Origin of the sequence: Allobacillus saliphilus (genome assembly GCF_018138385.1) — a bacterium.
In the GTDB taxonomy this organism is placed as follows: domain Bacteria; phylum Bacillota; class Bacilli; order Bacillales; family Alkalibacillaceae; genus Allobacillus; species Allobacillus saliphilus.
Map to the genome: position 1 here is coordinate 74,122 of NZ_JAGSIE010000003.1, position 25,185 is coordinate 99,306.

Annotated in this window: 20 protein-coding genes; 12 read left to right on the forward strand and 8 right to left on the reverse strand. The window is 42.2% G+C overall.

The features are described from left to right. Positions 1–8 precede the first annotated feature (8 nt). Positions 9–1,061 carry a DctP family TRAP transporter solute-binding subunit gene (locus KC820_RS00690; protein ID WP_212367185.1) on the forward strand — a complete coding sequence of 351 codons (1,053 nt, stop codon included), beginning with the start codon at positions 9–11 and terminating at the stop codon, positions 1,059–1,061. Between the two features lie 104 nt (positions 1,062–1,165). On the opposite strand, the gene KC820_RS00695 is transcribed toward KC820_RS00690, so the two are convergent. Beyond that, entirely contained in the window at positions 1,166–1,318 is a 153-nt protein-coding gene (locus tag KC820_RS00695; RefSeq protein ID WP_212367187.1) for a hypothetical protein, read from the reverse strand. Positions 1,319–1,463: 145 nt separating this feature from the next. Beyond that, on the reverse strand, positions 1,464–2,369 hold the full coding sequence (locus tag KC820_RS00700; protein ID WP_212367189.1) for a glutamate biosynthesis transcriptional regulator GltC: 906 nt from the start codon (positions 2,367–2,369) through the stop codon (positions 1,464–1,466). A 161-nt stretch (positions 2,370–2,530) separates the two neighbouring features. On the opposite strand from KC820_RS00700, the gene gltB reads away from it, so the two are divergent. From gltB to KC820_RS00720, 4 genes are all read left to right on the forward strand, one after another. Next, positions 2,531–7,048 carry a glutamate synthase large subunit gene (gene gltB / locus KC820_RS00705; RefSeq protein WP_212367191.1) on the forward strand — a complete coding sequence of 1,506 codons (4,518 nt, stop codon included), beginning with the start codon at positions 2,531–2,533 and terminating at the stop codon, positions 7,046–7,048. Positions 7,049–7,063: 15 nt separating this feature from the next. Then, the gene (locus KC820_RS00710; protein ID WP_212367192.1) at positions 7,064–8,545 is read left to right on the forward strand and encodes a glutamate synthase subunit beta; all 1,482 of its coding nucleotides are present in this window, start codon (positions 7,064–7,066) and stop codon (positions 8,543–8,545) included. 137 nt (positions 8,546–8,682) lie between these two features. Continuing rightward, positions 8,683–9,177 carry a VanZ family protein gene (locus tag KC820_RS00715; protein WP_144087983.1) on the forward strand — a complete coding sequence of 165 codons (495 nt, stop codon included), beginning with the start codon at positions 8,683–8,685 and terminating at the stop codon, positions 9,175–9,177. A gap of 304 nt (positions 9,178–9,481) precedes the next feature. Then, positions 9,482–10,513: a nuclease-related domain-containing protein gene (locus KC820_RS00720; protein ID WP_212367194.1), complete on the forward strand. Its 1,032-nt coding sequence runs from the start codon at positions 9,482–9,484 to the stop codon at positions 10,511–10,513. A 358-nt stretch (positions 10,514–10,871) separates the two neighbouring features. Here KC820_RS00720 and KC820_RS00725 read toward each other — a convergent pair whose 3' ends face one another. Beyond that, entirely contained in the window at positions 10,872–11,954 is a 1,083-nt protein-coding gene (locus KC820_RS00725; RefSeq protein WP_212367196.1) for an AI-2E family transporter, read from the reverse strand. 137 nt (positions 11,955–12,091) lie between these two features. On the opposite strand from KC820_RS00725, the gene KC820_RS00730 reads away from it, so the two are divergent. Continuing rightward, entirely contained in the window at positions 12,092–12,577 is a 486-nt protein-coding gene (locus KC820_RS00730) for a hypothetical protein (RefSeq protein ID WP_212367198.1), read from the forward strand. Positions 12,578–12,588: 11 nt separating this feature from the next. Here the strand turns inward: KC820_RS00730 and KC820_RS00735 are convergent, their stop codons facing one another. Further along, the gene (locus tag KC820_RS00735; RefSeq protein ID WP_212367199.1) at positions 12,589–13,200 is read right to left on the reverse strand and encodes a hypothetical protein; all 612 of its coding nucleotides are present in this window, start codon (positions 13,198–13,200) and stop codon (positions 12,589–12,591) included. 318 nt (positions 13,201–13,518) lie between these two features. Here KC820_RS00735 and KC820_RS00740 point away from each other — a divergent pair, with 318 nt between their 5' ends. Continuing rightward, positions 13,519–15,012: an APC family permease gene (locus KC820_RS00740; protein WP_212367299.1), complete on the forward strand. Its 1,494-nt coding sequence runs from the start codon at positions 13,519–13,521 to the stop codon at positions 15,010–15,012. Positions 15,013–15,426: 414 nt separating this feature from the next. Here KC820_RS00740 and KC820_RS00745 read toward each other — a convergent pair whose 3' ends face one another. The 3 genes from KC820_RS00745 to KC820_RS00755 all read right to left on the reverse strand — a co-directional run bounded on the left by KC820_RS00745 (position 15,427) and on the right by KC820_RS00755 (position 19,113). Further along, positions 15,427–16,872 (reverse strand): S8 family peptidase, encoded by a 1,446-nt coding sequence (locus tag KC820_RS00745; protein WP_212367200.1) that lies wholly within the window; start codon positions 16,870–16,872, stop codon positions 15,427–15,429. 587 nt (positions 16,873–17,459) lie between these two features. Then, the gene (locus KC820_RS00750; RefSeq protein ID WP_212367201.1) at positions 17,460–18,452 is read right to left on the reverse strand and encodes an LCP family protein; all 993 of its coding nucleotides are present in this window, start codon (positions 18,450–18,452) and stop codon (positions 17,460–17,462) included. Positions 18,453–18,468: 16 nt separating this feature from the next. After that, on the reverse strand, positions 18,469–19,113 hold the full coding sequence (locus KC820_RS00755) for a YigZ family protein (protein WP_212367202.1): 645 nt from the start codon (positions 19,111–19,113) through the stop codon (positions 18,469–18,471). A gap of 425 nt (positions 19,114–19,538) precedes the next feature. Between KC820_RS00755 and KC820_RS00760 the strand changes: the two genes are divergently transcribed. Next, positions 19,539–20,681 carry a sensor histidine kinase gene (locus KC820_RS00760; RefSeq protein ID WP_212367203.1) on the forward strand — a complete coding sequence of 381 codons (1,143 nt, stop codon included), beginning with the start codon at positions 19,539–19,541 and terminating at the stop codon, positions 20,679–20,681. Positions 20,682–20,904: 223 nt separating this feature from the next. Next, positions 20,905–21,576, forward strand: a complete 672-nt coding sequence (locus KC820_RS00765; protein ID WP_212367204.1) for a response regulator — start codon at positions 20,905–20,907, stop codon at positions 21,574–21,576. 68 nt (positions 21,577–21,644) lie between these two features. Here KC820_RS00765 and KC820_RS00770 read toward each other — a convergent pair whose 3' ends face one another. Next, complete coding sequence (locus KC820_RS00770) at positions 21,645–22,022, reverse strand: hypothetical protein (protein WP_212367206.1); 378 nt, start codon at positions 22,020–22,022, stop codon at positions 21,645–21,647. Between the two features lie 99 nt (positions 22,023–22,121). Here KC820_RS00770 and KC820_RS00775 point away from each other — a divergent pair, with 99 nt between their 5' ends. The 3 genes from KC820_RS00775 to KC820_RS00785 all read left to right on the forward strand — a co-directional run bounded on the left by KC820_RS00775 (position 22,122) and on the right by KC820_RS00785 (position 25,107). Further along, on the forward strand, positions 22,122–22,967 hold the full coding sequence (locus KC820_RS00775) for a DegV family protein (RefSeq protein ID WP_212367208.1): 846 nt from the start codon (positions 22,122–22,124) through the stop codon (positions 22,965–22,967). A 356-nt stretch (positions 22,968–23,323) separates the two neighbouring features. Then, positions 23,324–24,439, forward strand: a complete 1,116-nt coding sequence (locus tag KC820_RS00780) for an ATP-dependent helicase ComFA (protein WP_236782450.1) — start codon at positions 23,324–23,326, stop codon at positions 24,437–24,439. Next, positions 24,439–25,107 carry a ComF family protein gene (locus tag KC820_RS00785; protein WP_212367211.1) on the forward strand — a complete coding sequence of 223 codons (669 nt, stop codon included), beginning with the start codon at positions 24,439–24,441 and terminating at the stop codon, positions 25,105–25,107. The genes KC820_RS00780 and KC820_RS00785 overlap by 1 nt, the downstream gene beginning before the upstream one ends. Positions 25,108–25,185 lie beyond the last annotated feature (78 nt).

The following is a 25,185-nucleotide window of genomic DNA, read 5'->3' on the forward strand; positions in this document are numbered from 1 at the left end:
GAATGGGTATGAAAAAGCTAAGTCTGCTCTCGTTTTTAATGGCATTTGTTTTACTCGCCGCTTGTGGCAATCAAGGAAATACAGTGTCCGAGGCTGGAGAGAAAGGGCCTGAGCATGTAATCCGTTTTGTTCATGAGGAGCAGATCGACTCTGTGCAACAAAGTTATGTCGAAGAGTTTAAAAAAATTATTGAAGAGAAATCGAATGGTGATGTGCACGTAGAAATTTATCCAGTAGGACAGCTCGGGGATGCGACGACACAAGCTGAGCTGCTGCAGATTGGTGCTGTGGATATGGCAATCGTTTCACCGGGTAATATTGGAACGATGGTGCCCGAATCACAAGCATTGCTATTACATTTCTTGTTTTCTGATGATATGCAAATCAATAAGCAAGTTTTAAATGAAAGCGAGGCGCTCTACGGTCCGATGAATGAAGCATTTCTCGACAGACGAATCAAGGTTTTATCTTATTGGACAGAAGGCTTCAATCATTGGACAGCGAATAAAGCGTTAGAGCAACCGAGCGATTTTGAAGGGAATCGGTTCCGGACGATGCCTTCACCACTTATCGTTTCATCCTATGAAGCATATGGTGCAAATCCGACACCGATGCCCTATGAGCAGGTGTATAGTGGTCTTCAATTAAATATGATCGATGGACAGACGAATCCATTGTTTGCCATTGAGCAAATGAAATTTTATGAAGTGCAAAGCAATATGACGTTGTCTAGGCATTCATTATATGTAACGACGACAGCAATTAATCCAGATTATTACGAAGGATTACCAGAAGATGTGCAGCAAATGATTGATGAAACCGTGGAGGAAATGAAGGATAAATCATTTGAAATTCAAAACGAACAAAATAGTGAAGATCTAGAAACAATCAAACAAGAAAGTAATATTGAATTCAATGAATTGAGTGCAGAACAACGTGAAGCGTTTCGCGGAGCTAGCAAGCCAGTGCGTGAGGAATATGTTGAAATGGTCGGAAATGAACGCGCACGTGAAATTATCGATACGCTGGAAAAGGAAATACAGGAGCTGGAAGGGAATTAAATAAGGTCTTTATTTTTTGGGGCGGTTATCTGATTGATAGCCGTCCCGTATAATTTTTAACTTCTAGACGACATTTCAAAATAGGATTATCCTCTATATTAAATCTAAAATTTATCGACGGCTTCTCCCGGTTTATCGACGGCTTCTCCCGGTTTATCGGCGGCTTCGCTCGGTTTATCGGCGGCTTCGCTCGGTTTATCGACGGCTTCGCTCGGTTTTTCAGCGGCTTCGCTCGGTTTATCGGCGGCTTCGCTCAATTTTTCGATGGCTTCACATGGTTTATCGATGGAACGCTTTACCCATAAGACGTGTGCTGTTTTAGCGGAAGTTTTTTATTTATCGGCCGCTCGGTTCGCCACCAATGCAATCTGAAAATGGTGATAAGCCACTCCTTCTGGCAATCTACCACCCAAACTGGTCCAGCTGCTCATAGTAGTTCGTAATGTAGTCATAAAAGACGTGCTCTGTTGGCCCAATGCTCCGATGTCGCGGTGTAATCAATCCAACTGTTCTTAAGACATTAGGGTCGATAATTTTCAAAGCAGTTGTTTCTTTACGTAAGCGATTCGATAAAGAGATTTCCGGAAGCATGCTAATGCCAAGGCCTGCACTAACGAGTGATTGAATCATTTCGATATCATCATTTTCAAACCCGATGACAGGATTGAAGCCGACTTCCTGACAAGCACGGACGGCAATGTCACGTAGTTCATTTCCTTCAGGTAATAGAATAAAAGATTCGCTTCGTAACTGATTCAGTCGGAGATCGGCTTCATTCGCGAGTTTATGATTTTTTGGTAATAAAGCCACGACCTGCTCGGTGAAAAAAATGTTTCCGTTTAGTTGAGAATGTTCTGTTGGCACGGGTGAAATGAATGATAAATCGATTTGCCCTTCAATGACATGGCGTTCAAGTTCTTTCGTCTCTCCGGCATATAGCTGGAAACCGATATGTGGATATTCTTTTCTGAAGCCAGCAATTGCTTTTGATAGTGAACGTGCAGATAAACTGCTCGGCAACCCGACACGTATGACACCTGTCTCCGGGTTTAAGTAATCCTCTATTTCTCGCTTCCCTTTATCTAACTCCAACAAAGATTGATTCACTCGTTCTAAGAAAATCTTTCCGACAGGGGTTAGGTGAATCTTCCGCCCACTGCGAACAAAAAGTTGCACACCAAGCTCTTCTTCAAGATTGGAAATTTGTCGACTGACAGCAGATTGGGCGACATGTAATTCAACCGCCGCATCACTCATATGCTCTAATTCAGCGACTTTTTTAAAGTAATACAATTGACGTAGCTCCATTTTTTCCCTCCATCAAACGCTATCAAATCAGCATTTTCAATTCATCTATCTCGTTTTGATATGCTTTTTATCGAATATATATATTGAAAGCATAACAGAAAAAACATACGATGAAAATACCATTTTCTGAATATTGGTACGGATGAAGGAGGAGGAAAACAATGATTCAAACAGGACTTCCCAAGAAGCAAGGTTTGTACAACCCAGCCAATGAGCATGATGCGTGCGGCATCGGCTTTATCGCACAGTTGGATGGTCAATCGACACACGAAATGATTGGTGATGTGATTACCATTTTACGTCGGCTTGATCACCGTGGTGGCCGCGGTTCTGATCGCAAAACGGGTGACGGGGCGGGGTTGATGGTTGAAGTTTTCGATGAATTATTTCGAAAAGAATGGAATGCGATGCTTCCTCCGAAAAATGACTATGCGGTAGGTATGCTTTTTTTACCGAATGAGGAAAGACGAAGACAAGCGGCTATTCAACTCATTGAAGAAACATTAGATGAAGAGAACTTACCATTAATTGGTTGGCGTGAGGTTCCTGTAAATGAAACGATATTAACCGACAGCGCGAAGCAATCGATGCCGACAATCATGCAAGTATTTATTCGAAAACCAGCTCAGATTTATCAACTGAAAGCCTTCGAACAAGGGCTTTATTTGGCTCGGAGACGGATGGAACAAAAAGCTGAAGCCAATCACGAGCTAAAGGAAGGGCCTTTTTATTTTGCAAGTCTTTCGCCGAGCATCATCGTTTATAAAGGGATGCTTGCACCGGAAGAACTGGCGACTTTTTATTTGGATCTTGCTAATCCACTCGCGAAAACGAATATTGGAATGGTGCATTCGCGGTATAGCACGAATACGTTTCCGTCTTGGGAGCGGGCTCATCCGAATCGAATGGTCATGCACAATGGAGAGATCAATACAATCCAAGGAAACTTGAACTGGATGCGTGCCCGTGAAAATGCAGCCGTTTCGAGCGTTTATGAAGAGCGTCATAAGGAGCTTCTCCCTGTGATCGATGAGCATTCGAGTGATTCAGGAATGCTCGATCAAGCCTTTGAATATTTAACGATGAACGGTCGTTCGATGGCAGAGTCGGCGATGATGATGATTCCAGAAGCGTGGGATTTAAATGAAGCGATGAAAGATCCGGAACGTGCTGCGTATGAATATTTAAGTACAATCATGGAACCGTGGGATGGCCCAACGGCACTTGCGTATTCCAATGGAAGACAGATCGGGGCATCGATTGACCGAAACGGGTTGCGTCCTGCTCGTTTTTACGTCACAGATGATCGCCGGATTGTTTTTTCTTCTGAAGTCGGTGTGTTGGATATTGATTCAAATGCTATCGTGCAAAAAGGTCGGTTGGCGCCGGGTGATATGATTTTAATCGATTTAATGGAAGGGAAAATTGAATTGAATGACGAGTTAAAACGGCGACTGGCGACGAAATATCCGTACCGTGAGTGGTTGAATGACTCGTTAATTCAGTTGGAAGGATTATCTGAGGCGAAAACCGATAAAACGATTGATGATGATACCTTGCTGAAAATGCAACTCGCCAATGGCTATACGAAAGAAGAGTTGTATAAAAATATTTTGCCAATGGTGACGGAGAAAAAAGATCCGATTGGTTCCATGGGGAATGATACGCCACTTGCGGTGTTATCCGAACAGCCCCAGCTGTTGTTCAATTATTTTAAACAGTTGTTTGCCCAAGTGACGAACCCGCCAATCGATGCGATTCGTGAAAAAGGGGTGACGTCGACGACGACGTATCTTGGTCCGAAAGGCAACTTTTTAATTGATGGGAAAGAACATTGCGAGCGGATTCGTTTATATTCTCCGATTTTGAAGAAGTTTGAGTTCGATGCCGTCATTCATAATAGCCGGAGTGATTTTCGGTTTGAAAAATTTTCGCTTTGTTATTCGGTTCAGTCAGGAAATCAAGGACTGGAAACCGCCTTGAATCATCTATTTTCAGAAGTGAGTTCAGCGATTGAGCAAGGTGTCTCGATGATCGTGTTATCCGACCGTGATTTGGATGCGGATCATGTAGCGATTCCGTCACTGCTCGCGGTCGCAGGATTGCACCATCATTTAGTTCGCATTGGACTCCGGACGAAGGCTTCTATTTTGTTAGAGACTGCAGAAGCGCGAGATGTCCATCAGTTCAGTGTCCTGCTCGGTTATGGTGTAGATGTCATTTATCCGTTTCTCGCTTATCGTTCCATCGAAAATATGATAGACAGTGGACACATTAAAGAGTATTCCTATGAAAAAGCGGTCGATCGCTATGTAGCTGCAGCGACTTCCGGCATTGTGAAGGTCATGTCAAAAATGGGGATTTCATCGATTCAAAGTTACCGAGGCGCACAGATTTTTGAAGCGATTGGAATTAGCCAAGCGGTGATTGATCGATATTTTTACGGAACACAGTCGCAGCTCGGTGGAATTGATTTAACAACAATTGCCGAAGAGTCGTTTATGCGTCACCGCTTAGCTTATGAAAATGCTCAGAAATATCTACCGGCTGGCGGTGATTTGCAATGGCGCAGTGATGGTGAATATCACTCGTTTCATCCGAAAACAATTCATAAACTCCAGCATGCCGCTCGGATGAACAGTAGAACGTTGTATGATGAATTTTCCAGCTTAATGGATAATGAAAAGCCGACATATTTGCGTGATTTGATTGAGATTGATGGCGATTTGGATTACAAAATTCCGGTAGAAGAGGTAGAACCGATTGAGCAGATTTTTAAGCGGTTTAAAACAGGTGCCATGTCTTATGGTGCATTAAGCGAAGAGGCGCACGAAGTATTGGCGATTGCGATGAATCGAATCGGTGGTAAAAGCAATAGCGGTGAAGGTGGAGAAAATCCGGACCGGTTCACACGAGATAGCAACGGAGATTTTAGGCGGTCGGCTATCAAGCAAGTTGCCTCTGGTCGTTTCGGTGTGACGAGCCATTATTTGACGAACGCTAATGAAATTCAAATCAAAATGGCGCAAGGTGCGAAACCGGGTGAAGGTGGACATTTACCAGGGAAAAAGGTCCACCCGTGGATTGCGGAGGTCCGGAAATCAACTCCTGGCGTCGGCTTAATTTCACCACCCCCGCACCATGATATTTATTCAATTGAAGATCTCGCTCAATTAATTTATGACTTGAAACATGCGAATCCGAATGCACGTGTCAGTGTGAAATTAGTGGCAAAATCAGGCGTCGGCACGATTGCAGCTGGCGTTGCGAAAGGGTTAGCGGATGTTATTTTAATCAGTGGTTATGAAGGTGGAACAGGAGCCAGTGCAAAAACATCGATTCGACACGTAGGACTCCCGTGGGAGATTGGTTTGGCAGAAGCTCATCAAACCCTCGTGTTAAATGGTTTGCGCCATCAAGTTGTTTTGGAAACGGATGGAAAGCTTTCAACGGGGAAAGACGTCGTGAAAGCGGCATTGCTCGGTGCAGAGGAGTTTGGATTTTCGACAGCACCAATGGTCGTTATGGGTTGTATCCTCATGCGTGCCTGCCATTTGGATACGTGTCCGGTTGGGATTGCGACGCAAAATCCTGACTTGCGTAAACGATTTGAAGGCGAAGCGGACCATGTCGTGAATTATATGACGTTTATTGCAGAAGAAGTTCGCGAATGGATGGCACGTCTCGGTGTGCGTACGATGGATGAATTGATCGGCCGGACGGATTTATTGAAGGTATCTGATCGCAAAGAGTCGCATCCAAAGGCAATACAATTGAATTTAAGCCCATTGTTGCAACAGACCGATGAGACGTGGAAAAAGCATGATCGTGTCCTGATTAATCATTACGACGAACAACATTTGGATGTATTTGAGTTAATGCCACATACAACAAAAGCGATTGAGAAACGTGAACCTGTTGAGCTTGAACTACCGATTACGAACGAGAACCGGTCGGTCGGAACGCGCTTAGGTTATGAAGTGACTAAAAAACATGGAGAAACAGGTTTGCCGGAAGACACCATCCAATTGAATTTCCATGGATCTGCTGGCCAAAGTTTCGGCGCGTTTGTGCCACGTGGAATGACGTTAACGCTGGAAGGTGACGCGAATGATTACGTCGGAAAAGGCTTATCCGGTGGGAAACTGATCTTGAAGCCTCATCAGCCACCGACAATTCATCGAATGGGTGAAGTATTGATTGGAAACGTTGCCCTGTTCGGTGCGACTTCAGGGGAGGCGTATATTAACGGCGCGGCTGGTGAACGTTTTGCGGTTCGGAACAGCGGTGTTGAAGCGGTTGTTGAAGGTGTCGGTGACAATGGTTGTGAATATATGACAGGCGGACGGGTAGTTGTCCTAGGTGAAATCGGAAAGAATTTTGCTGCTGGAATGTCTGGAGGAATTGCTTATTTGTGGGCTCCTCAAGCCGACGAAGCGAAGAAACGCTGCAACCGTGAACTGGTTTTGTTTGAAAAATTGACGGAACAAGAAGAAATTGATGATGTTTATCATATGCTAATGAACCATGTACGTTATACAGCCAGTAAGAAAGCGAAGCAGTTATTAAATAATTGGGACGTTAGTGTTTCACAATTTTTGAAAGTCATCCCGAAAGAGTTTAAGGAAGTGCTGAAACAAGAATCGACGGATGGATCGAAGGTTGAAACGTCAGTTTAAAAGGAGGGAGACTAGATGGGCTATTTAACCGGTTTTATGGAATTTTCCAGAAAAAATCAAATGAAAAGAGACCCGATTGAACGGATAAAAGACTGGGAAGAGTATGTCGAGCGCTATGAGGAAGACGACTTGAAAAAGCAGGCTTCCCGCTGTATGGATTGCGGTACGCCGTTTTGCCATACAGGTACCGAATGGGGACGCGATATGGTCGGTTGTCCAGTCAATAATTTTATTCCAGAGTGGAATGAATTGGTTAGTAAAGGTGATTGGAAAACGGCTTTAGAGCGATTGCATGAAACGAATAATTTTCCGGAATTTACAGGACGAGTTTGTCCAGCCCCTTGTGAAGGTTCGTGTGTTCTCGGCATTAACGATCAACCGGTGACGATTAAGTCAATCGAAAACGAGATTATTGAGCGTGGATTTGATGAAGGTTGGGTAACAGCTAAGCGGCCAGCTGCTTATTCAGGCTTCAAGGTAGCTGTTGTCGGTTCAGGCCCCGCTGGATTAGCCGCGGCTGAGCAGCTGAACGAGCTCGGACATCGGGTGACGATTTATGAGCGTGACGACCGACCAGGTGGCTTGTTAATGTATGGCATTCCGAATATGAAACTCGAGAAGGAAACGATTGACCGGCGGATTTTATTAATGAAAGAAGCGGGCATCCATTTTCAATGCAATACGGAAATTGGCATCGATTTTTCCACCGACGAACTGCGAAATCAGTACGATGCGGTGATCGTTTGTACCGGTGCCCAAAATCCTCGCAATACTGAAATTGAAGGTCGGGAAGCAAAAGGCATTTATTTTGCGATGGATTATTTAACCGGTGCGACAAAAGCGCTTGAAAGCAATCCGGATCATGCTCCAATCCACGCTAAGGATAAGAATGTCGTTGTGATTGGTGGCGGTGATACCGGAGCAGACTGCGTTGCGACAGCGATTCGCCAAGGCTGTAACCGAGTCGTCCAATTCGGGAAGCACCCGGCCTTGCCAAATGACCGCACGGACAATAATCCATGGCCACTATTTCCAATGACGTTTGAACTCGAATATGGTTATAAGGAAGCAACGGAAGTCTTTCGAGAAGACCCACGGAAATATGAAGTGTTGACGCAATCCTTTGAGATGGATGATTCAGGCCATGTCACAGCTTTGCATACGTTAGACGTTGAGAAAGTGAGAGAGAACGGCAAGCTTGTTGTCAAAGAAATTCCTGGAACAGAAAAAGTATGGAAAGCGGATCTCGTTTTGATTGCCATCGGATTTACAGGACCAGAACAAGCCGTGTTGGAATCGTTCGGATTACAAACAGATGAACGTGGACGCGTCTGGACGGTCGGAAGTGATCAAGATTATCGCACGAATTTAGATGGAGTTTTCGCAGCAGGCGATGCACGTCGTGGCCAAAGCTTAGTCGTCTGGGCAATTCGTGAAGGCCGAGAAGTTGCTGAACAGTGTCATCAATTTTTGAAGTCAATTGATTTTGTGAGCTAGGAGTTTTTCCTGAATGAAAGAGTGCGACGCTCTTTTATTCGGGAATTTTTTTGATTCATTATGATATTACATACGGCTTAAAAATTAGCTATAATTAACATACATGCTACTTTGCTTTGAAATGATTGGTGGATTTTATGAAACGAATTTTACTTTATTGGATGCTCCCCCTGAGTTGGGCAGCTGTCATTTTTTATACATCATCCATGCCGTCGAGTGAACAAGATATCAAACCGGCTTTAAGTTTTTTGACAATCGCTGAGAGCTTGGAGCCAGTCTTGCGCTTGATCGAATTTCAATACTATGGAGAAATCCGAAGCGTCGAGGCGAACGGACTCTTGCCATTCACTGAATTCTTAATTCGAAAGCTCACTCACTTCGGCGTCTATTTTGTGTTGGCTATATTGATGTTTTTTGCCTTGCAAAAAACGACCTCAATGAAATTATCAATCAGCCTCGCATTTGCATGGATGCTTACCGTTCACTTTGCGATCGTTGATGAGTTGAATCAAAGCTTCACACCCGAGCGAACGCCCTATTATTTCGATGTAGCGATTGATAGCGTCGGGGCGTTGGTCGGTTTGCTGTTTTGTGGCTTGTTTGTTTGGTGGAAGAAGCGGAGGAAAGGGTAGCCGTTCGCTCGATGGGTGGTTCCAGCTGCCTGACGAAGCGCGCCAAGCCGCCCGACAAACGGTTGCAGCCACCCGACGCAGCGTTCCAGCCACCCGATTACGAGCTCCAGCCACCCGACAAACGGTTTTAGCCGCCCGATGCAGCGTTCCAGCCACCCGACAAACGACTCCACCCGCCCGATTACGAGCCCTAGCCGCCCAATGCAACGCGCCACCCGCCTGATTACAGACTAAATACCCCTTGCTTAACCGCTAGTTTTAACTATAATTTAAATTAGAATAATAAAAAGGAGAGATTACCAAATTGTCCACGAGTAAAATACCTCACAATGTTCCACCCCATGTACTTATGCTTCAAGCACTCTATCATCGAATCCCACAAAGCCATGACCAATTCGCATACATCGAGAAGAAAATGAATAATGAACTCGCCGGTTTATATGGTGAAAGTAGATTGCTATATCCGCTTAGTAAATTTCCAATCCGCAAAGTTAGCCTGCCGAACATCCGGCTCTCCATAGATTCAAATTACTTTCAAATTGATTATCTTATACTGACATCAAAATTCATGCTTATATTAGAATCAAAGTATTATAGTTCTGACCTGACTTTTGATCAATTGGCACATCAGGTCGTGCAGCGTATAGACGAAGAATATAAAGTTTATGATGATCCTGTTCTTCAAGTTGAGGAGCAAGTATATCAGCTATCTAATTGGTTTAATGCCAATGGATTTCCAGAACTTCCAATTGAATCGTTTGTCGTTATGACTAACCCACGAACAAGGCTGCGAATCGACGCTACGAATAATCACCACGCAGAAAAAGTCGTATCACTGCAACGTCTACCTTCCTTATTCCGCGAATTAGATGCTAAATACGAAAAGAATATCATCTCCCCGAGAAGTATAAATGAAATAACTCACAAACTAATCCAACAACATAAACCGTACTTGCCGAATATTTTAGAAAAGAACCGAGTATCCAAAAATGAATTGTTAAGAGGAGTCTACTGTTTACAATGTGGAAGATTAGGAATGAAAATGATGCAATATCGGTGGCGATGCCCATGTGGCTATCGAGATCGAACGGCTCATGAAAATTCTTTAAAAGATTATTTTTTGCTCATAAGCAGTGAGGTCAGTAATCGAGAGTTTCGTGAGTTTACTGGCTTAACATCTAGATATACAGCGAGAGATATTCTTAGAAGGAATTCCAGTAAATTAGTTGGGAAAACTAATGTTATTAAACATCGTTTGTCGTATGACTATCAAACTGACTTTGAATATCTAAACGTGATTACAAAATTCTTGCAAACTAGAAGAAAAAGTAGGTGAATAAAATATAACCAGGTGAGCGAGCCGCCCGACAAGCGGTTCCAGCCGCCCGACCCAGCGTTCAAGCCGCCCGACAAACGGTTCCAGCCACCCGACGCAGCGTTCGAGCCACCCGACAAACGGTTCCAGCCGCCCGACGCAGCGTTCGAGCCGCCCGACAAGCGGTTCCAGCCGCCCGACGCAGCGTTCGAGCCGCCCGACAAACGGTTCCAGCCACCCGACGCAGCGTTCGAGCCGCCCGACAAACGGCTCCAGCCACCCGACAAACGGTTCCAACCGCCCAACAAACAGGCTCTACCCGCCCGACTGAACACAAAAAAACAACCCCCGAATCAGACGGAGGTTGCTCAATTAGCGATTAGAACATTTCTTTGTTTCGTAGTTTGATAATCTGCCAAATGTGACTGACGATGACTTTACCGACAGCGTAGGCTGGTACAGCGACAATCATCGCTACGATGCCACCGATACTTCCGGCGAATAGAAGTAGGAAGATAATCGTAATTGGGTGAACATCTAATTTCTTACCCATGACTTGTGGTGAAATCAAGTTACTTTCGATCTGTTGAATAATGACAATCATGACGACGACGAGTAACGCTGTGACCGGTGATTCGAAAAAGCCGACGATGACACCGGGTGCCGTTCCGATCCACGGTCCAATGAATGGTATGAAATTCGTAAATAAGGCTATTAAACCGAGAATCAATGCGTATGGCAGACCTAATATTAAGTACCCGATATAAGCAAGAACACCGACAAAGCAAGCTACGATCACTTGTCCTTGGATGTAAGAACTTAATGCATCATCCATATTGTCGAGAATTTCTTCCGTGTCGTCACGATACTTTTTCGGCATAAATCCGATTAATCGTTTCGGTAGACGTTCGCCATCTTTTAATAGATAAAACAGAACGAAAGGTACAACAATTAAAATGATAATTGTACTTGCAATCATGCTAATATAGTCTGTAATGTGAGTTGCGACCGTTGATAAAATTTCAGTCAATCGACTTTCCAACCCTTTTAACCATTGCGTAATTGCATCTTCTTCTGGTGCAACCGTTTGAAACCAGTTACTATCTTGAATGTTCAAAAGTAATTGGTTTGCATCATCGATTAGATCTGGAACGTTATTCACAAAGTTATTGAACTGTCGTTGGATCTCCGGTGCACCAAGAACGATCAATCCGGTGATCAGTCCGATCCCAGTTAGATACATAATGACGACGGCGAGGGGTCTTGGAATTTTCTTAGAAAGGAATTCGACAATTGGCCGTGTGAGATAATACAAAATTCCCGCAATAATAATCGGGGTAAATAAAGTTCGCACTAAAACAAAGATCGGTTCAAAAACAAATTGCACTTTCTTTGCCAATAATAAAATTAATAAAACTATGATGATTCCATAGCCGATTCGGAACCACTTTCCATTTGGCACAACATCACCATCTCTCTATGACTTTTTGCTAATTTTATTGTAATACAGCTGTGAGTATCTGTCTAAATATAATAAACTAATAATGAAGAAATGAAACGTTACGTGATATAATGGGCAGCAGACAAGGAGGTTGTACGATGGAACGACGACCGAGAAAAGACTTTAGTGAATCAATAATGAAACCTCTATGGAAGGCACCGTGGTTTTGGTTAATTATCGTAGCTTTGTTTGCTTTGACCTTACCGGTTTTTGAAGAAGAAGAAAAGCAAATACCTGAGGATATTAATGATTCCTTTTATTACTCTGCTCGGGATGCCTATCATGATTTTATGGAAGGTTGGCTTGATCGCCAAGTGCCTGAACAGTCTGTCTCTGTCGAATGGACGACCTATCAGTATGAACAAATTCAATCGGGAACAGAGACGACGTCGGACCGTGAGCCACTATCTTCATCTGAAGAAAGGGTTGTTGAATTGCTCCATACGATGCTTTCAGAATTGAAGAATTACGAAGAAGCCTGGTCGAACGATCAAGCCTATGAGCGAGAGCCCTTTTTCTCTGCTGCCAGTGAAGTAGCCAATCAATTAAATATTGAGGCCGAAGATGTGAACCCAGCGGAATAATCGATGATGATTTATTCCGCTTCTCCTGCCGTGAACAATTCATTAGCTTTCTCCATAACCTGATCGACGAGTTTTTTCTTGGCTTGTTCATATTTACGTGTGTACTTTTTCTCCAAGCGATTCCACTCCTCATCACTCGTATCTTCTTTTACCTCTTCCAAAAATCCATCAAAACGAAGATCGATTTCCTCTTCGAAATCCCGTGCCTTTTTTTCATATTTTAAAAACAACATACTTTGTGAAAGAGCATTTTCTTGATTTGCCAAGTCATTTTTAAACTCATTTGCCAACTCCTTAATTTCCGTCAATGTTTGTTGATGTAGCCGTTCGAATTTTACATCGTATGGTGAAACTTCATACGGTTCGTTAATCGCGGCAACGGGTGAGTCTGTTTCATGAGAATCCTGTGTCCGTTCTTGGGCGACTTGTGGCAATGGTTCGTCAGTGATTTCCACAGAATCCAAATCGATTGACTGAAATGTTTCTACAGCATCTGGAAATTCATCCGCCCAATCAACGACAGGTGATGTCTCAATGTATGAGTAAAGCCGGAGACCATTGGAAATAACTATGTATAAAAAAGAGAGGATGAACAATAGAGATATTTTTTTGAGAAATTTCATGTAATCACCTAGCTTTCTACTCCATTATCGACTGAATAAAAGCTCCTTATACGGTGTTTAACGATAAAATTTCTTTGATATTAAGCTGTATGATACGAAAAGATATCGAATTTGCGTACGAGGAAAAAATATAATATCAATTTTTGGGCATTTCGATAGCATCCTTCTTCTAACTAACTCTCATGTCCGTTGAATAAAATCGTAAAAAATTTTAGTGATACAATACATAACGGAATATAAAAATGATATTTGGGTATAGTTATTACATTAACAAACAAGAAGGAGTCCAATGTTTTGAGTAGAAAAAAAGTAACGAAAATTGAAAAGAGAGAAACACTAGATCGTACATTAAAGCCACATTGGGTGTGGGCGATTGCACTCGGTTCCTCGATTGGTTGGGGATCATTCGTCATGCCGGCCACATGGATGGGGCAAGCAGGACCTGCTGGAGTCATTATTGGGTTGGGGATTGGTGCCTTATTAATGGCCATCATCGCCATTAGTTACGGTGTGTTAATTCGCAACTTCCCCGTTTCTGGCGGTGAATTTGCTTATGCTTTCTTAGGTTTAAACCGAACGCACGCTTTCATTAGTGGTTGGTTCTTGACTTTAGGTTATATATGCATTGTGGCATTGAATGCAACAGCGTTCGCCTTAATGTTAAAGTTCATTTTTCCTAATTTCATTCAGCAAGGGAAGCTTTATGAAGTTGCTGGTTGGGATGTTTATCTTACGGAGATTTTAATTGTCTCTACATTGATTTTCCTATTTGCAGTCATGAATATTCGCGGCTCCAGTTTATCTGGACGTATGCAGTTCATTTTCTGTTTACTGCTCATTCTTGCTGTAGTAACGGTATCTACCTTTATGGTTGGAAGCCCGGTAACGTCATTGAGTAATTTATCACCGGCCTTTTCACCAAATATTTCAACACTCGGAGCCATTTTGACGATTGTAGCAATAGCACCATTTGCTTATGTCGGTTTTGATAACGTACCGCAAGCGGCCGAGGAATTTAATTTCTCATCGAAAAAAGCATTAACACTGATTATGTTGGCAATTGTTTTCGCATGGGTCATTTACGCGTTAATGATCGTAGCAACCGCTGTCGCGACACCTTGGATTGAGACATCTGAAGCGGGCCAATTATGGGGAACAGGAACCGTTGTTCAAGAAATACTCGGAACATGGGGATTGATCATTCTCGCGATCGGGTTATCGATGGGAATATTTACTGGACTGAATGGATTCATGATCAGTTCTAGTCGAGTGCTGTTCGCGATGTCTAGAGGGAAAGTTCTTCCAAGCATCTTTTCTCGTTTGCATAATAAGCATCACACACCACATTGGGGCATTATTTTCACGGCAATTATTGTTTTAATCGCACCTTTCTTTGGACGTAACGTTCTCGGATGGGTTGTTGACATGTCTTCCGTCGGTGTTTCCATCGCTTATTTCTATACTTGTTTTACAGCCTTTAAAATTTTAAGGTGGAAAGATGACGGTGAGATTGATTCAGCACGTGAAATCGTCGCGCCAGCGAAAAAGTCCATTGCCATGCTTGGTATGATTTCATCGATTGGATTTTTATTATTGTTGTTAGTACCGGGTTCACCTGCTGTACTAGGAAAAGAATCCTTCATTGCGTTAGGTGTATGGATTGTCGTAGGCTTAATTTTTTACTTAGTAAAACGAAAAGATTTAATGAGTTACAAGCGCAAAGATTTGGCTTATTTCATCTTAGGGAAAGATCAGTTCGACTTGAAAGACTCGAAGGATGAGGAAAAACAGTTTACTGACGGAGCGGTTTGACTCGGATTATAAGGATGCGGAAGAGTTTTAATAACTCTTCCTTTTATTGTTTAAACAGTTGATGAGTATTATTCTTTTTGCAAATGGAGCGCAGAAAGCCGTGTTTCCAACACTTGTAATAGAGGGTAGAGCACCATTTTTGCTTGCTAGCGTTGAATAAAGCGCTTCTAATCGAAGGTAGGGCATCATTTTTTCCATGCTACCGTTGAATAGAGCGCCTCTAATCGAAGGTAGGGCATCATTTTTCCACACTACCGTTGAATAGAACGCCTCTAATCGAAGGTAGAGCATCATTTTTCCGCGCTACCGTTGAATAGGTCGGCTGTCAGGTTTCTTTATGCTTGAACGCTTCCTCTACTTCAACATCAAAAAAGGCACCGACCGAAGTCAGTGCCTTTTTTCTCAATAACAATCTTATCTTACTGCATCAAATGCATTTAAATGACCATTACCAAACTTTTTCTTTTCTTTACCTTTAACTTTTTCAACGCCTTTTTTGTAAAGAATATTTTTCACCTGATTCGGTTTTAATTCACCATTATGCTGATCGATAATTAAGGCTGCAACAGCAGATGCTTTTGGAGTTGCCATGGAAGTTCCGACACTGAAGTAGTAACCGGCACCTTCTGAGTCAGCACTTAACGTAAATTCATTGTAGTGCATATTGTTGGCTAAGTATTCATCAAGTCGACCTTCAGCTGCGTACTGATCGTACAAGCGTGTATCGCCACCGACTGTAGCTAGATCAACAAAGCCAGCACCGTAGTTTGAATATACAGCTAGCTGATCATTTGGGCCTGTTGCAGAAACGTTGATGATGCCAGCGTAATCAGCTGGTGCAATTTTCGCTGTTCCACGTAATTGAACATCTTCGCCAAGGCTTTCGTTAATGAATTCAACTACTTGTTTGTTGTTTCGTGCATCTAAACCGTCGTTTCCAGCTGAAGTGACAACGACTGCCCCTTTGCTTTCAACATATTGAAGCGCTCGTTTATAAGCGACCATATCAGCACTATTGTTTCCTGCATTTTCCCATTTGCCTGTCTCCGGATTTTTCTCGAAAACTTGTCCAAGCAAATCAAAGCCACCAAGGCTCATCGATAAAACATCAGAACCATCATCTGCTGCTTGTACCATCGCAGCTAAAATCCAAGGCGTTTCAGCAGAGCTTTGTCCAAATACACGATATGCGCGTAGTCCTAAGTCAGGACCGACACCTAACATGTTTCCGTTACCAGCAATATGACCGGAAACGTGACTTCCATGTCCGTGAAGATCTTGTACTTGGTTCACATCACCTGTTTCAGCAGGCTCTGTCCCGCGGAAACCACCGGCAGGAACAAAGTTTTTAGATCCTTCAACGATATTCGGAGCTAAATCAGGGTGTTGCAAGTTAATCCCTGTATCGAGTACGGCGACAACAGTGTCGTGAGAACCTGTGTGAACATCATAGCTTTTTCCGTTTTCTGTAATTCGCTGAATATCCCACTGAAGCGGCCACATAGCAGCTTGTCCAGTATCTACAGCCTCTAGTTGTGCATCAAGTTCTTGTTGAGACATCTTGATCTTTTCTGTTTTCTCTAAATCCCACTTTAATGAAGGGGAAGCAGCTGCGACATTATTCAGCTTGCTTAAGTTCGCTACTTGGCTAGGTGTGCCTTTCACTTGATAATAGCCTAATTCTGGAACTTCATACACAACTTCAGCACCAGTATCTTTTAAATCTTGCTTAAACTGGTTAACTTGCTTGCTGTTGTTCAAGACAACTGAATAATATTCTTCAGACTCTTGAGCGGATAGTGCAGAAACTGAAAAGATTAGTACAAATAAAAGAACAGATAATGAAACGAGTTTCTTCATTTAATTCCTCCTTGGAAAATTTAGTGATACTAAATAGTATAGCGAAAAAGTCACAATATTCATTGAGTATTTAGCATTAAATTTTTTAAGATAAAAAATACCTAGAATAGTTTGAATATTTACGCGACAGTTGTCGGCTAGAGTGTATATTGAACTAGGTAGTTTTTACTATAATAAGATAGGCATATCAATAAACGTGAGTAAATTAAAAATATTCCTTTTATAAATGGTAAATCGTTGATAAATAAATGTCAGTTCTTATTACCTATGTTCTATGTCCTTTTTATTGCAAAAAACCTTTTATAATTATTATTAAGAAACACTAATTCTAATAACATGAACAAAAATATAACTATCATTGTATTTTAGCAATCTTTTTTTATTTTATTTCTCAATAGAGGATGTATTGTAAAGCGTAATGACGTGTATTACAATAGAGTTAACCTCGATCATAAGGTTTTATTTAGACGCTATCTTTTTGCCACCAACATCTGTGTTGGTGGTCTTTTTTTGCATAAAAAAACCTTCCGGAACGGAAGGTTTAACAAATTTTACAGCTCTTTGTAAAATTTTTCGTATTTACTGCATTAACTACCTGATTTAATGGTATTTTTCTCGTTCGTTGAATCTGCCACTGAAGTCGGAAGGCCTAAATGCTCCCTTAAATCGTGTTGAATCGCTTCAACGCTTTCATTCTCCAGTTCGAAATAATACACACCATTTTTCATTAAGTTATTCCCACTTAATTGCATTTTGTCCATTTGAACACCATTTATGTCTGTTAAATAACTGTGCAGACTCACCATTTCATTAAACGGCATATTGGTCGTTAAATGATCGCTAATGTCGTTGATCAAATCACCGTACTTCGTCAAATTGGAAACCGACATTGTTTCTTTCAGTATCGTGTCCAACAATTCCATTTGGCGTTGGCCACGCTTTAAATCGTTATCGTATTTCCGTGTCCGAGCAACCGCAAGAGCTTCTTCACCAGTCAATTGTTGTTTACCAGGCTGCAAAACGATGGACCCTTTTTCATCCTGACTATTTGATTCTTCCATGTAATATGGAACATCGAATGGCACACCACCCAACGTATCAACCACTTTGACAAACGCTTCGAAATCCAACCGCACATAATAATCAACTGGAACATCGAGCAATTCTTCTACTGTATCAACGGTTTCGTCCAACCCTGCTTTCGCATGAACGTGGGTAATTTTGTCTTTTTTAGATTGATAAGGCACATCCACATAGGAATCTCTCGGAACACTGACTAGATTAATAGAGTTTTCTTTTTTATTGAACGTTGCTAACACAAGTGCGTCTGCTAGGCTTGAAGAGCCTTCACGTGCATCGCTATCGTCAACTCCAATAAACAAAATCGATACATTATCTTTACTTGGATCCACTTTTTCTTCACGCTTTTCCGACTTATCGCCGCGCTCCAATTCTTGTTGCGAAGCGTCCACAGCTTTTTCTGCCTCTTGATAGATTGAATGACCATAAACAAAGATACCTGCCAGGCTAGTAAACAGAACGACAAGTAATCCGATCATTATTTTTGTTCGTTTTCTCATTCGCCGAAATCCTTTCTTATTCGTTTAATGACACATCTACTTCCATATGACGTTCGTTACCGACAGAAAGTTTCACTTGAGCATTGGTAAAATCCGTCATCCACTGCTGAAATGATTCGGTATCGGCAATAGGTACGTAAACATGGAATTTCACAAGATCTGCATAATCAATCGAATCAATCAAGTGATTTTGATTGCGCAGCTCATTTTCCACTTTACCAAGTAAATGATAGTCTGCTTCAATAATGATTTCTTTCATTAAGGAACGTCTAACGACTCCAACATGCTTGATTGCTTCGGAAGTGGCGCTGGAATAAGCACGGATTAAGCCGCCTGCCCCCAACTTAATACCACCAAAATAACGCGTTACAACGACACATGTATCTTTTAAATCCATCTTTTTTAATACCTCAAGCATAGGTACACCAGCTGTTCCGCTAGGTTCACCGTCATCATTTGCTTTTTGAGTCAGGTTTTGTTCTCCAATCATGTATGCCGAGCAATTATGGGTCGCTTGATAATGCTTCTTTTTAATTTGCTGGATGAATTGCTGTGCCTCTTCTTCGGTTTCTGTACGTTTAACATATCCGATAAAACGAGACTTTTGGATGACAATCTCATGTTCACCCTCGCCCTTAATCGTTAAATAGCTTTCTAGCATTGTAAATCCTCCTAAGCTTATAGTATATAAAACTGGACAAAAAACGGCAATGTATTGGACGTGAAAAAGCAAATTAGTTAAGAAAAGAGAAAGTTACTATTAAAAAATATAAAAAATAAGGGTATAATAACAAATAGATAAATAATTTTACTAGTTTATAGGAAAAAATCATTTAATGATAAGAAAAACGTATCGAAAATGAAATAATTGTACTTCGTTAGATAGAAATATGCTCTATTGAATGATGAATATTAAAGGTATAGTAAAGGATTTGTTAGCGAACTGTAAAGGCGAATGGGTAATAACTGTGATATGATGAATTATAATTAAAGGTTGACCACATAAAGGTTAAAATTTATTTCAATAGCCCCCCAATAACTGACCTTTGCCCGACGAAAGTTATAGGTAAAATGGAGGTCGAATGAATGTCGACAGTGCAAGATTCCGAAAAAGCATTGGACCAAATTATCAATGAAATGGTTGAAGTGGTCAGCAATAGTAAAGATGAAATTTTCTCTTTAGGAGAAGAATCACGCAAACAACAACAAGCGCTAGAACGAGAATTGACGAATATTAAGCAAGAAGTAAAAAATTTAATCGATGAAAATGATCAACTCGAACGAAAATTAAAACTTTCCCGGTTGCGCTTATCAGAAGTCAGTAAAAACTTCGATCGATATAGCGAAGAAGAGGTTCACGAGGTTTACAACCACACGCATGACATACAGACACAAATTGTCTTGCAACGGCAAAAAGAAGAAGGGTTGATTAAACGCCGCGAAGAACTTGAACAGCGCATTCGGGCATTAAGTATTAGTATTGAACGTTCTGAAAATTTGATGAGTAAAACGAATGTTATTTTAAACTATTTAATGACAGATTTTAAAGAAATTAATGAAACAATCCAATCAGCGAAAGATAGCCAAGAATTTGGATTGAAAATTATCGAAGCTCAAGAAGAGGAGCGAAGAAGTCTTTCGCGAGAAATGCATGATGGACCTGCACAAATGCTTGCCAACGTCATGATTCGATCCGAAATCGTCGGAAAAACTTTCCGAGAGCGGGGCATCGAACAAGGCTTAGGAGAAGTCAAAACGATGAAAGAAATGGTACGAAAAGCCTTATATGAAGTACGGCGTATCATTTATGATCTTCGTCCAATGGCATTGGATGATCTCGGTTTGGTCCCGACTTTACGCAAATATATTGCAACAACAGAAGAGTATCACCAAGTGAGAATTGAATTTATTATGCGCGGAAGAGAGCGGCGGTTTACGCAGCAGTTTGAAACAGCTGCATTCCGTTTAATACAGGAAGCACTGCAAAATGCTCTGAAGCATGCAGAAGCTCGCATCATCCGGGTGGTTTATGAAGACACACCGGCAAAATTGAATTTGCATATTACCGATGACGGAAAAGGATTTAATCCAAATGAAAAAAATGAGGAATCGTTTGGATTAATAGGCATGCGGGAAAGGATTGATATTCTGAATGGCGAATTTTCAATCGAATCTAGTCCTGGTAGCGGTACTCGCGTAAAAATCTCCATTCCGCATCAATCGAAGTAACACAATGACACGTAGCAAAGATGGTTGTATCTATAAAAATGATCGAGAAAAAGAGACAAAACGCTACTGTCCTTTTAATTTTTTATAAAATACCGATAGTTTATATAAGAGAACTAATAAAGTGAACTTTATGGATTGCTAAACTTATTGTAGGTTGCAACAAACAAATACGAATCGAAGCTTATTCCCAGTAATAGAACTAGCACTTTTAGGAGGTAAGTTAATGACGAATATCGTCTTGATTGATGACCATAAATTATTTCGAGAAGGAATAAAGCGAATTTTAGAATTTGAAGATGACTTCCGAGTGATTGCAGAAGGTAATGATGGAACCGAGGCATTGGACCTCGTCTCGAAATATCGCCCGGACGTTGTCATCATGGACATTAATATGCCACATATAAACGGTGTTGAGGCTACCCAGCAATTAATCGACCGTTTCCCCGATGTACGAGTCATCATCCTGTCTATACATGATGATGAATCTTACGTCGTTCATGCCTTGAAAACGGGTGCACTTGGCTACATGTTAAAAGAAATGGACACGGACGAGCTTGTTAATGCCATTAAAATCGTTAGTGAAGGCGGTTCTTATGTGCATCCGAAAGTGACACATAATTTATTAAAAGACTACCACCGTCTTTCTTCACGAGAAGGCGACGGATTTACCCATGTTGAATACCGCAAGCCGCTTCACTTATTGACAAGAAGAGAATGTGAAGTATTGCAGCTAATGACCGACGGAAGAAGCAACCGGTCGATCTCAGAAGATCTTTACATTAGTGAAAAAACGGTGAAAAACCACGTCTCAAATATTTTACAAAAAATGAGTGTGAACGACAGAACCCAAGCCGTTGTCACAGCCATCAAAAATGGTTGGGTGGAAGTGAAGTAATGTGTATTTAAGAAGAAACCGCGCAGGTCGCGGTTTTTTTGGTTGTTGGGATGGAGACATTGAAAACGTTAAGTAAGCCGCCCGACAAACGCATGGAACCGCTCGACCAGCGCGCGGAACCGCCCGACCAGCGCGCGGAACCGCTCGACCAGCGCGCGGAACCGCTCGACGAACGCGTGGAACCGCTCGACGAACGCGTGGAACCGCTCGACAAACGAGTCGAACCGCTCGACCAGCGCGCGGAACCGCTCGACGAACGCGTGGAACCGCTCGACAAACGGGTGGAACCGCTCGACCAGCGCGCGGAACCGCTCGACGAACGGGCGGAACCGCTCGACGAACGGGCGGAACCGCTCGACAAGCGTGCGGAACCGCTCGACGAACGCGTGTAACCGCCCGACAACGGGGTTGTAACCACCCGACCATAAAGCTATCCGCTGCACCAATCCCCGCGTCACCACTCGCAAAGTAAGCAATCTCGAAAATACAAGTGCATTAATTAGTAGAGTATAGTAAAATATTTGCTATAAAGGAGGTTCATATTAATGAAAACAGCAGTATTAACTGACAGTACCGCATACATACCTGATCATCTAATAAAAGAAAAAAATATTTATGTTGCGCCACTTAGCGTAACATTTGGACAAGATACTTATCGTGAACTTTATGATATAACAACCGAGGAATTTTATGAAAAAGTAAAGATTGAAAAAGATTTGCCAAAAACATCCCAACCTTCCGTCAGCGAGTTTACGACGAAATACGAAGCAATTGCCCAAGAGCATGACGCGGTCATTTCCGTCCACCTTTCGAGTGGAATTAGTGGAACCTATCAAGCAGCTGTATCTGCCGGCAGCATGATTGAGGGTGTCGATGTGTACCCGTTTGACTCTGAGATTAGCGCTTTAGCACAAGGATTTTATGTGTTACGAGCAGCTGATCTAGCAGCGGAAGGAAAGACACCGCAAGAAATCATGCAAGAGCTTCAGTCAATGAAGAAAAACATGAATGCTTATTTTATGGTTGATGATCTAAGTCACTTGGCGCGCGGTGGCCGGTTGACAGGTGCGCAAGCGATGATTGGAAGCCTGCTTCAGGTGAAACCACTTCTCTATTTTGAAGACAAAAAAATCGTCCCGTTCGAAAAAATTCGTACGAGCAAAAAAGCATTTAAACGCATGGAAAATTTGTTGAAGGAAACAGCGGACAACGCAGAAGAAGTGAAGGCTGCGATAATTCATGCTCAACGAGAGGATACAGCAAAACGATGGCGAGACGAGCTATCTGAAAAGTATCCGAATGTCGAATTCGAGATCAGCTATTTCGGACCTGTAATTGGCACTCACCTCGGTGAAGGCGCCATTGGAATTGCATGGTATAAAGTGAAGTAAAAACTGATGCCCCTGCGAGATCAAGTTGAGCTCGCAGGAAATCCCTTTTAAAATCCCCTCACATTCAAGGAGGTCTCTTTATGAATGCCAACCCTTGGTCCCCGCGCTTTTCCGGAAAACGTTTACTGAAAAATGAACTCAACCTATCTGAGACTGTTTTCCAAGGCTTATTAAAAAAAGGAAATTTAATAGAAATCCCCGGTATCAAAGAAATGTTTTTTTATAATGAATGTCAACGATGTCATACCCGAAAACCTTCCCATTTTGGAAAAATCCCCACTGAAACGAATCAACCAATACCCCACAAAAAATTACGATCAACTAAATCAATTACCTATTGCCGAAACTGCATTCAAATGGGCAGAGTAAGCACATATGAACCCCTTTATGAGTGGAATGGTCCTGCTTCCAGGCCACCAAAAATGAAGCAACCTTCCGTATGGCGTGGCGAATTGACCCCACTACAAAGCAAGGCGGCCGATGCGATGGTGGAGGCCATACGAAATCAATCAACATTACTCATCCATGCGGTATGCGGTGCAGGAAAAACGGAGATGCTCTACAGAGGTTTGTGGATTGCTTTTCGAAATGGTTTTCGCGTCTGTATTGCGACTCCACGAGCAGATGTCGTAAGGGAACTTGCCCCACGATTGCGCAGAGACTTTCCATCGATTGAGGTTGCAGCTCTTTATGGTGGCACACAGGACGTCGATGTCAACGCACACTTGGTCGTCGCAACGACACACCAGCTTTTGCGTTATTCAAAGTCATTTGATGTGATGATTGTCGATGAAGTCGATGCTTTCCCTTATCACCACGACAAATCGTTACCAAAAGCTGTCGCCCGCTCTGTCAAACCTTGCCACGCACTCATTTACTTAACCGCGACCCCTCGCTTGGATTTAAAAATGGCATCCCGACTGAAACAGATTCAAACCATTTCGATTCCATTACGCTATCACGGCCACCCACTTCCACTTCCTAAGCTGTCGCAAGTTTTCAAATTACATCAACATCTCCAAAAAGGGACACTTCCGAAAAAAATAACCCATTGGATTGAACAGAGAAAAGCTGCTAAAAGACGATTTTTATTGTTCGTTCCAACGATTGAAAGCGCCCATGCCCTTTCCAAAAAACTCAACATCCCATATGTTCACTCGGAAAGCTCAAACCGTGAGGAACTCATCCATCATTTTCGAAATCAACGTTATGAAGCATTGATCACGACGACGATTCTCGAGCGTGGTGTGACGTTCCCTTCGATCGACGTAGCAGTAATCGGTGCAGACCATGACGTATTTGATGAAGCAGCCCTCATACAAATTGCCGGACGTGCAGGTAGAAGCGCCGATGATCCAGATGGTGATGTGACGTTTTTCTATAACGTCAAAACGAAAGCGATTGTAAAAGCTCGCCAATATACCGAGCTGAAAAATTTGGAAGGTAAGAAATTTAAAAAGGAGTTCGACTAATGCACTGTAAAATTTGTCTACAGTCAATCGAAAAAGACACGACTTGGTCCACGTTGTTTGATTTTCGTGAGCGAACGCTTTGTTTGTCATGTGACGAGCAGCTAGAAAAAATCCGAGAACCGACGTGCAAAAAATGCATGAAACGAACAGAAGAGAAGCTTTGTTCCGATTGCATGTTTTGGGAGCAACATTTAGGTGAGGATCCACTCGACCGAAATATTTCCATTTATACATACAACGAGTACATGAAGGAAATGATGTCACGGTTTAAATATCGAGGGGATTACGAGATTGTATACGCTTGGAAAGATTCCTTCCAGCAAGCTTTCCATGCACATTTTTCGAAAGGAATCCACCTTCTACCAATCCCGTTAGCAGAAAGCCGAATTTTTGATCGCGGCTTTAACCAAGCCGAAGCGCTCGCACGATTGTTAGACCAACCGTTATTTGCAGGTATGATTCGAACTGGACAAGAAAAACAGTCTAAAAGAACAAAGTGGGAAAGACTTTCGGCCAAAAATCCATTCGAATTAATTGAAACACCTCCAGAAAATGTCATCATAATTGATGATTTATTCACAACTGGTTCGACGGTTCGGTTTGCTGCACAGTTGCTGAAAAAGGCTGGTGCCAAGTGTGTTTCGTCGCTCACATTGGTTAGAAGCTGATCCAACAACAAAAATTCCTACCAAATCCTCTTTCAATTCAATGAAAGATACCGATATAATACGTAGTATGAATAAAAG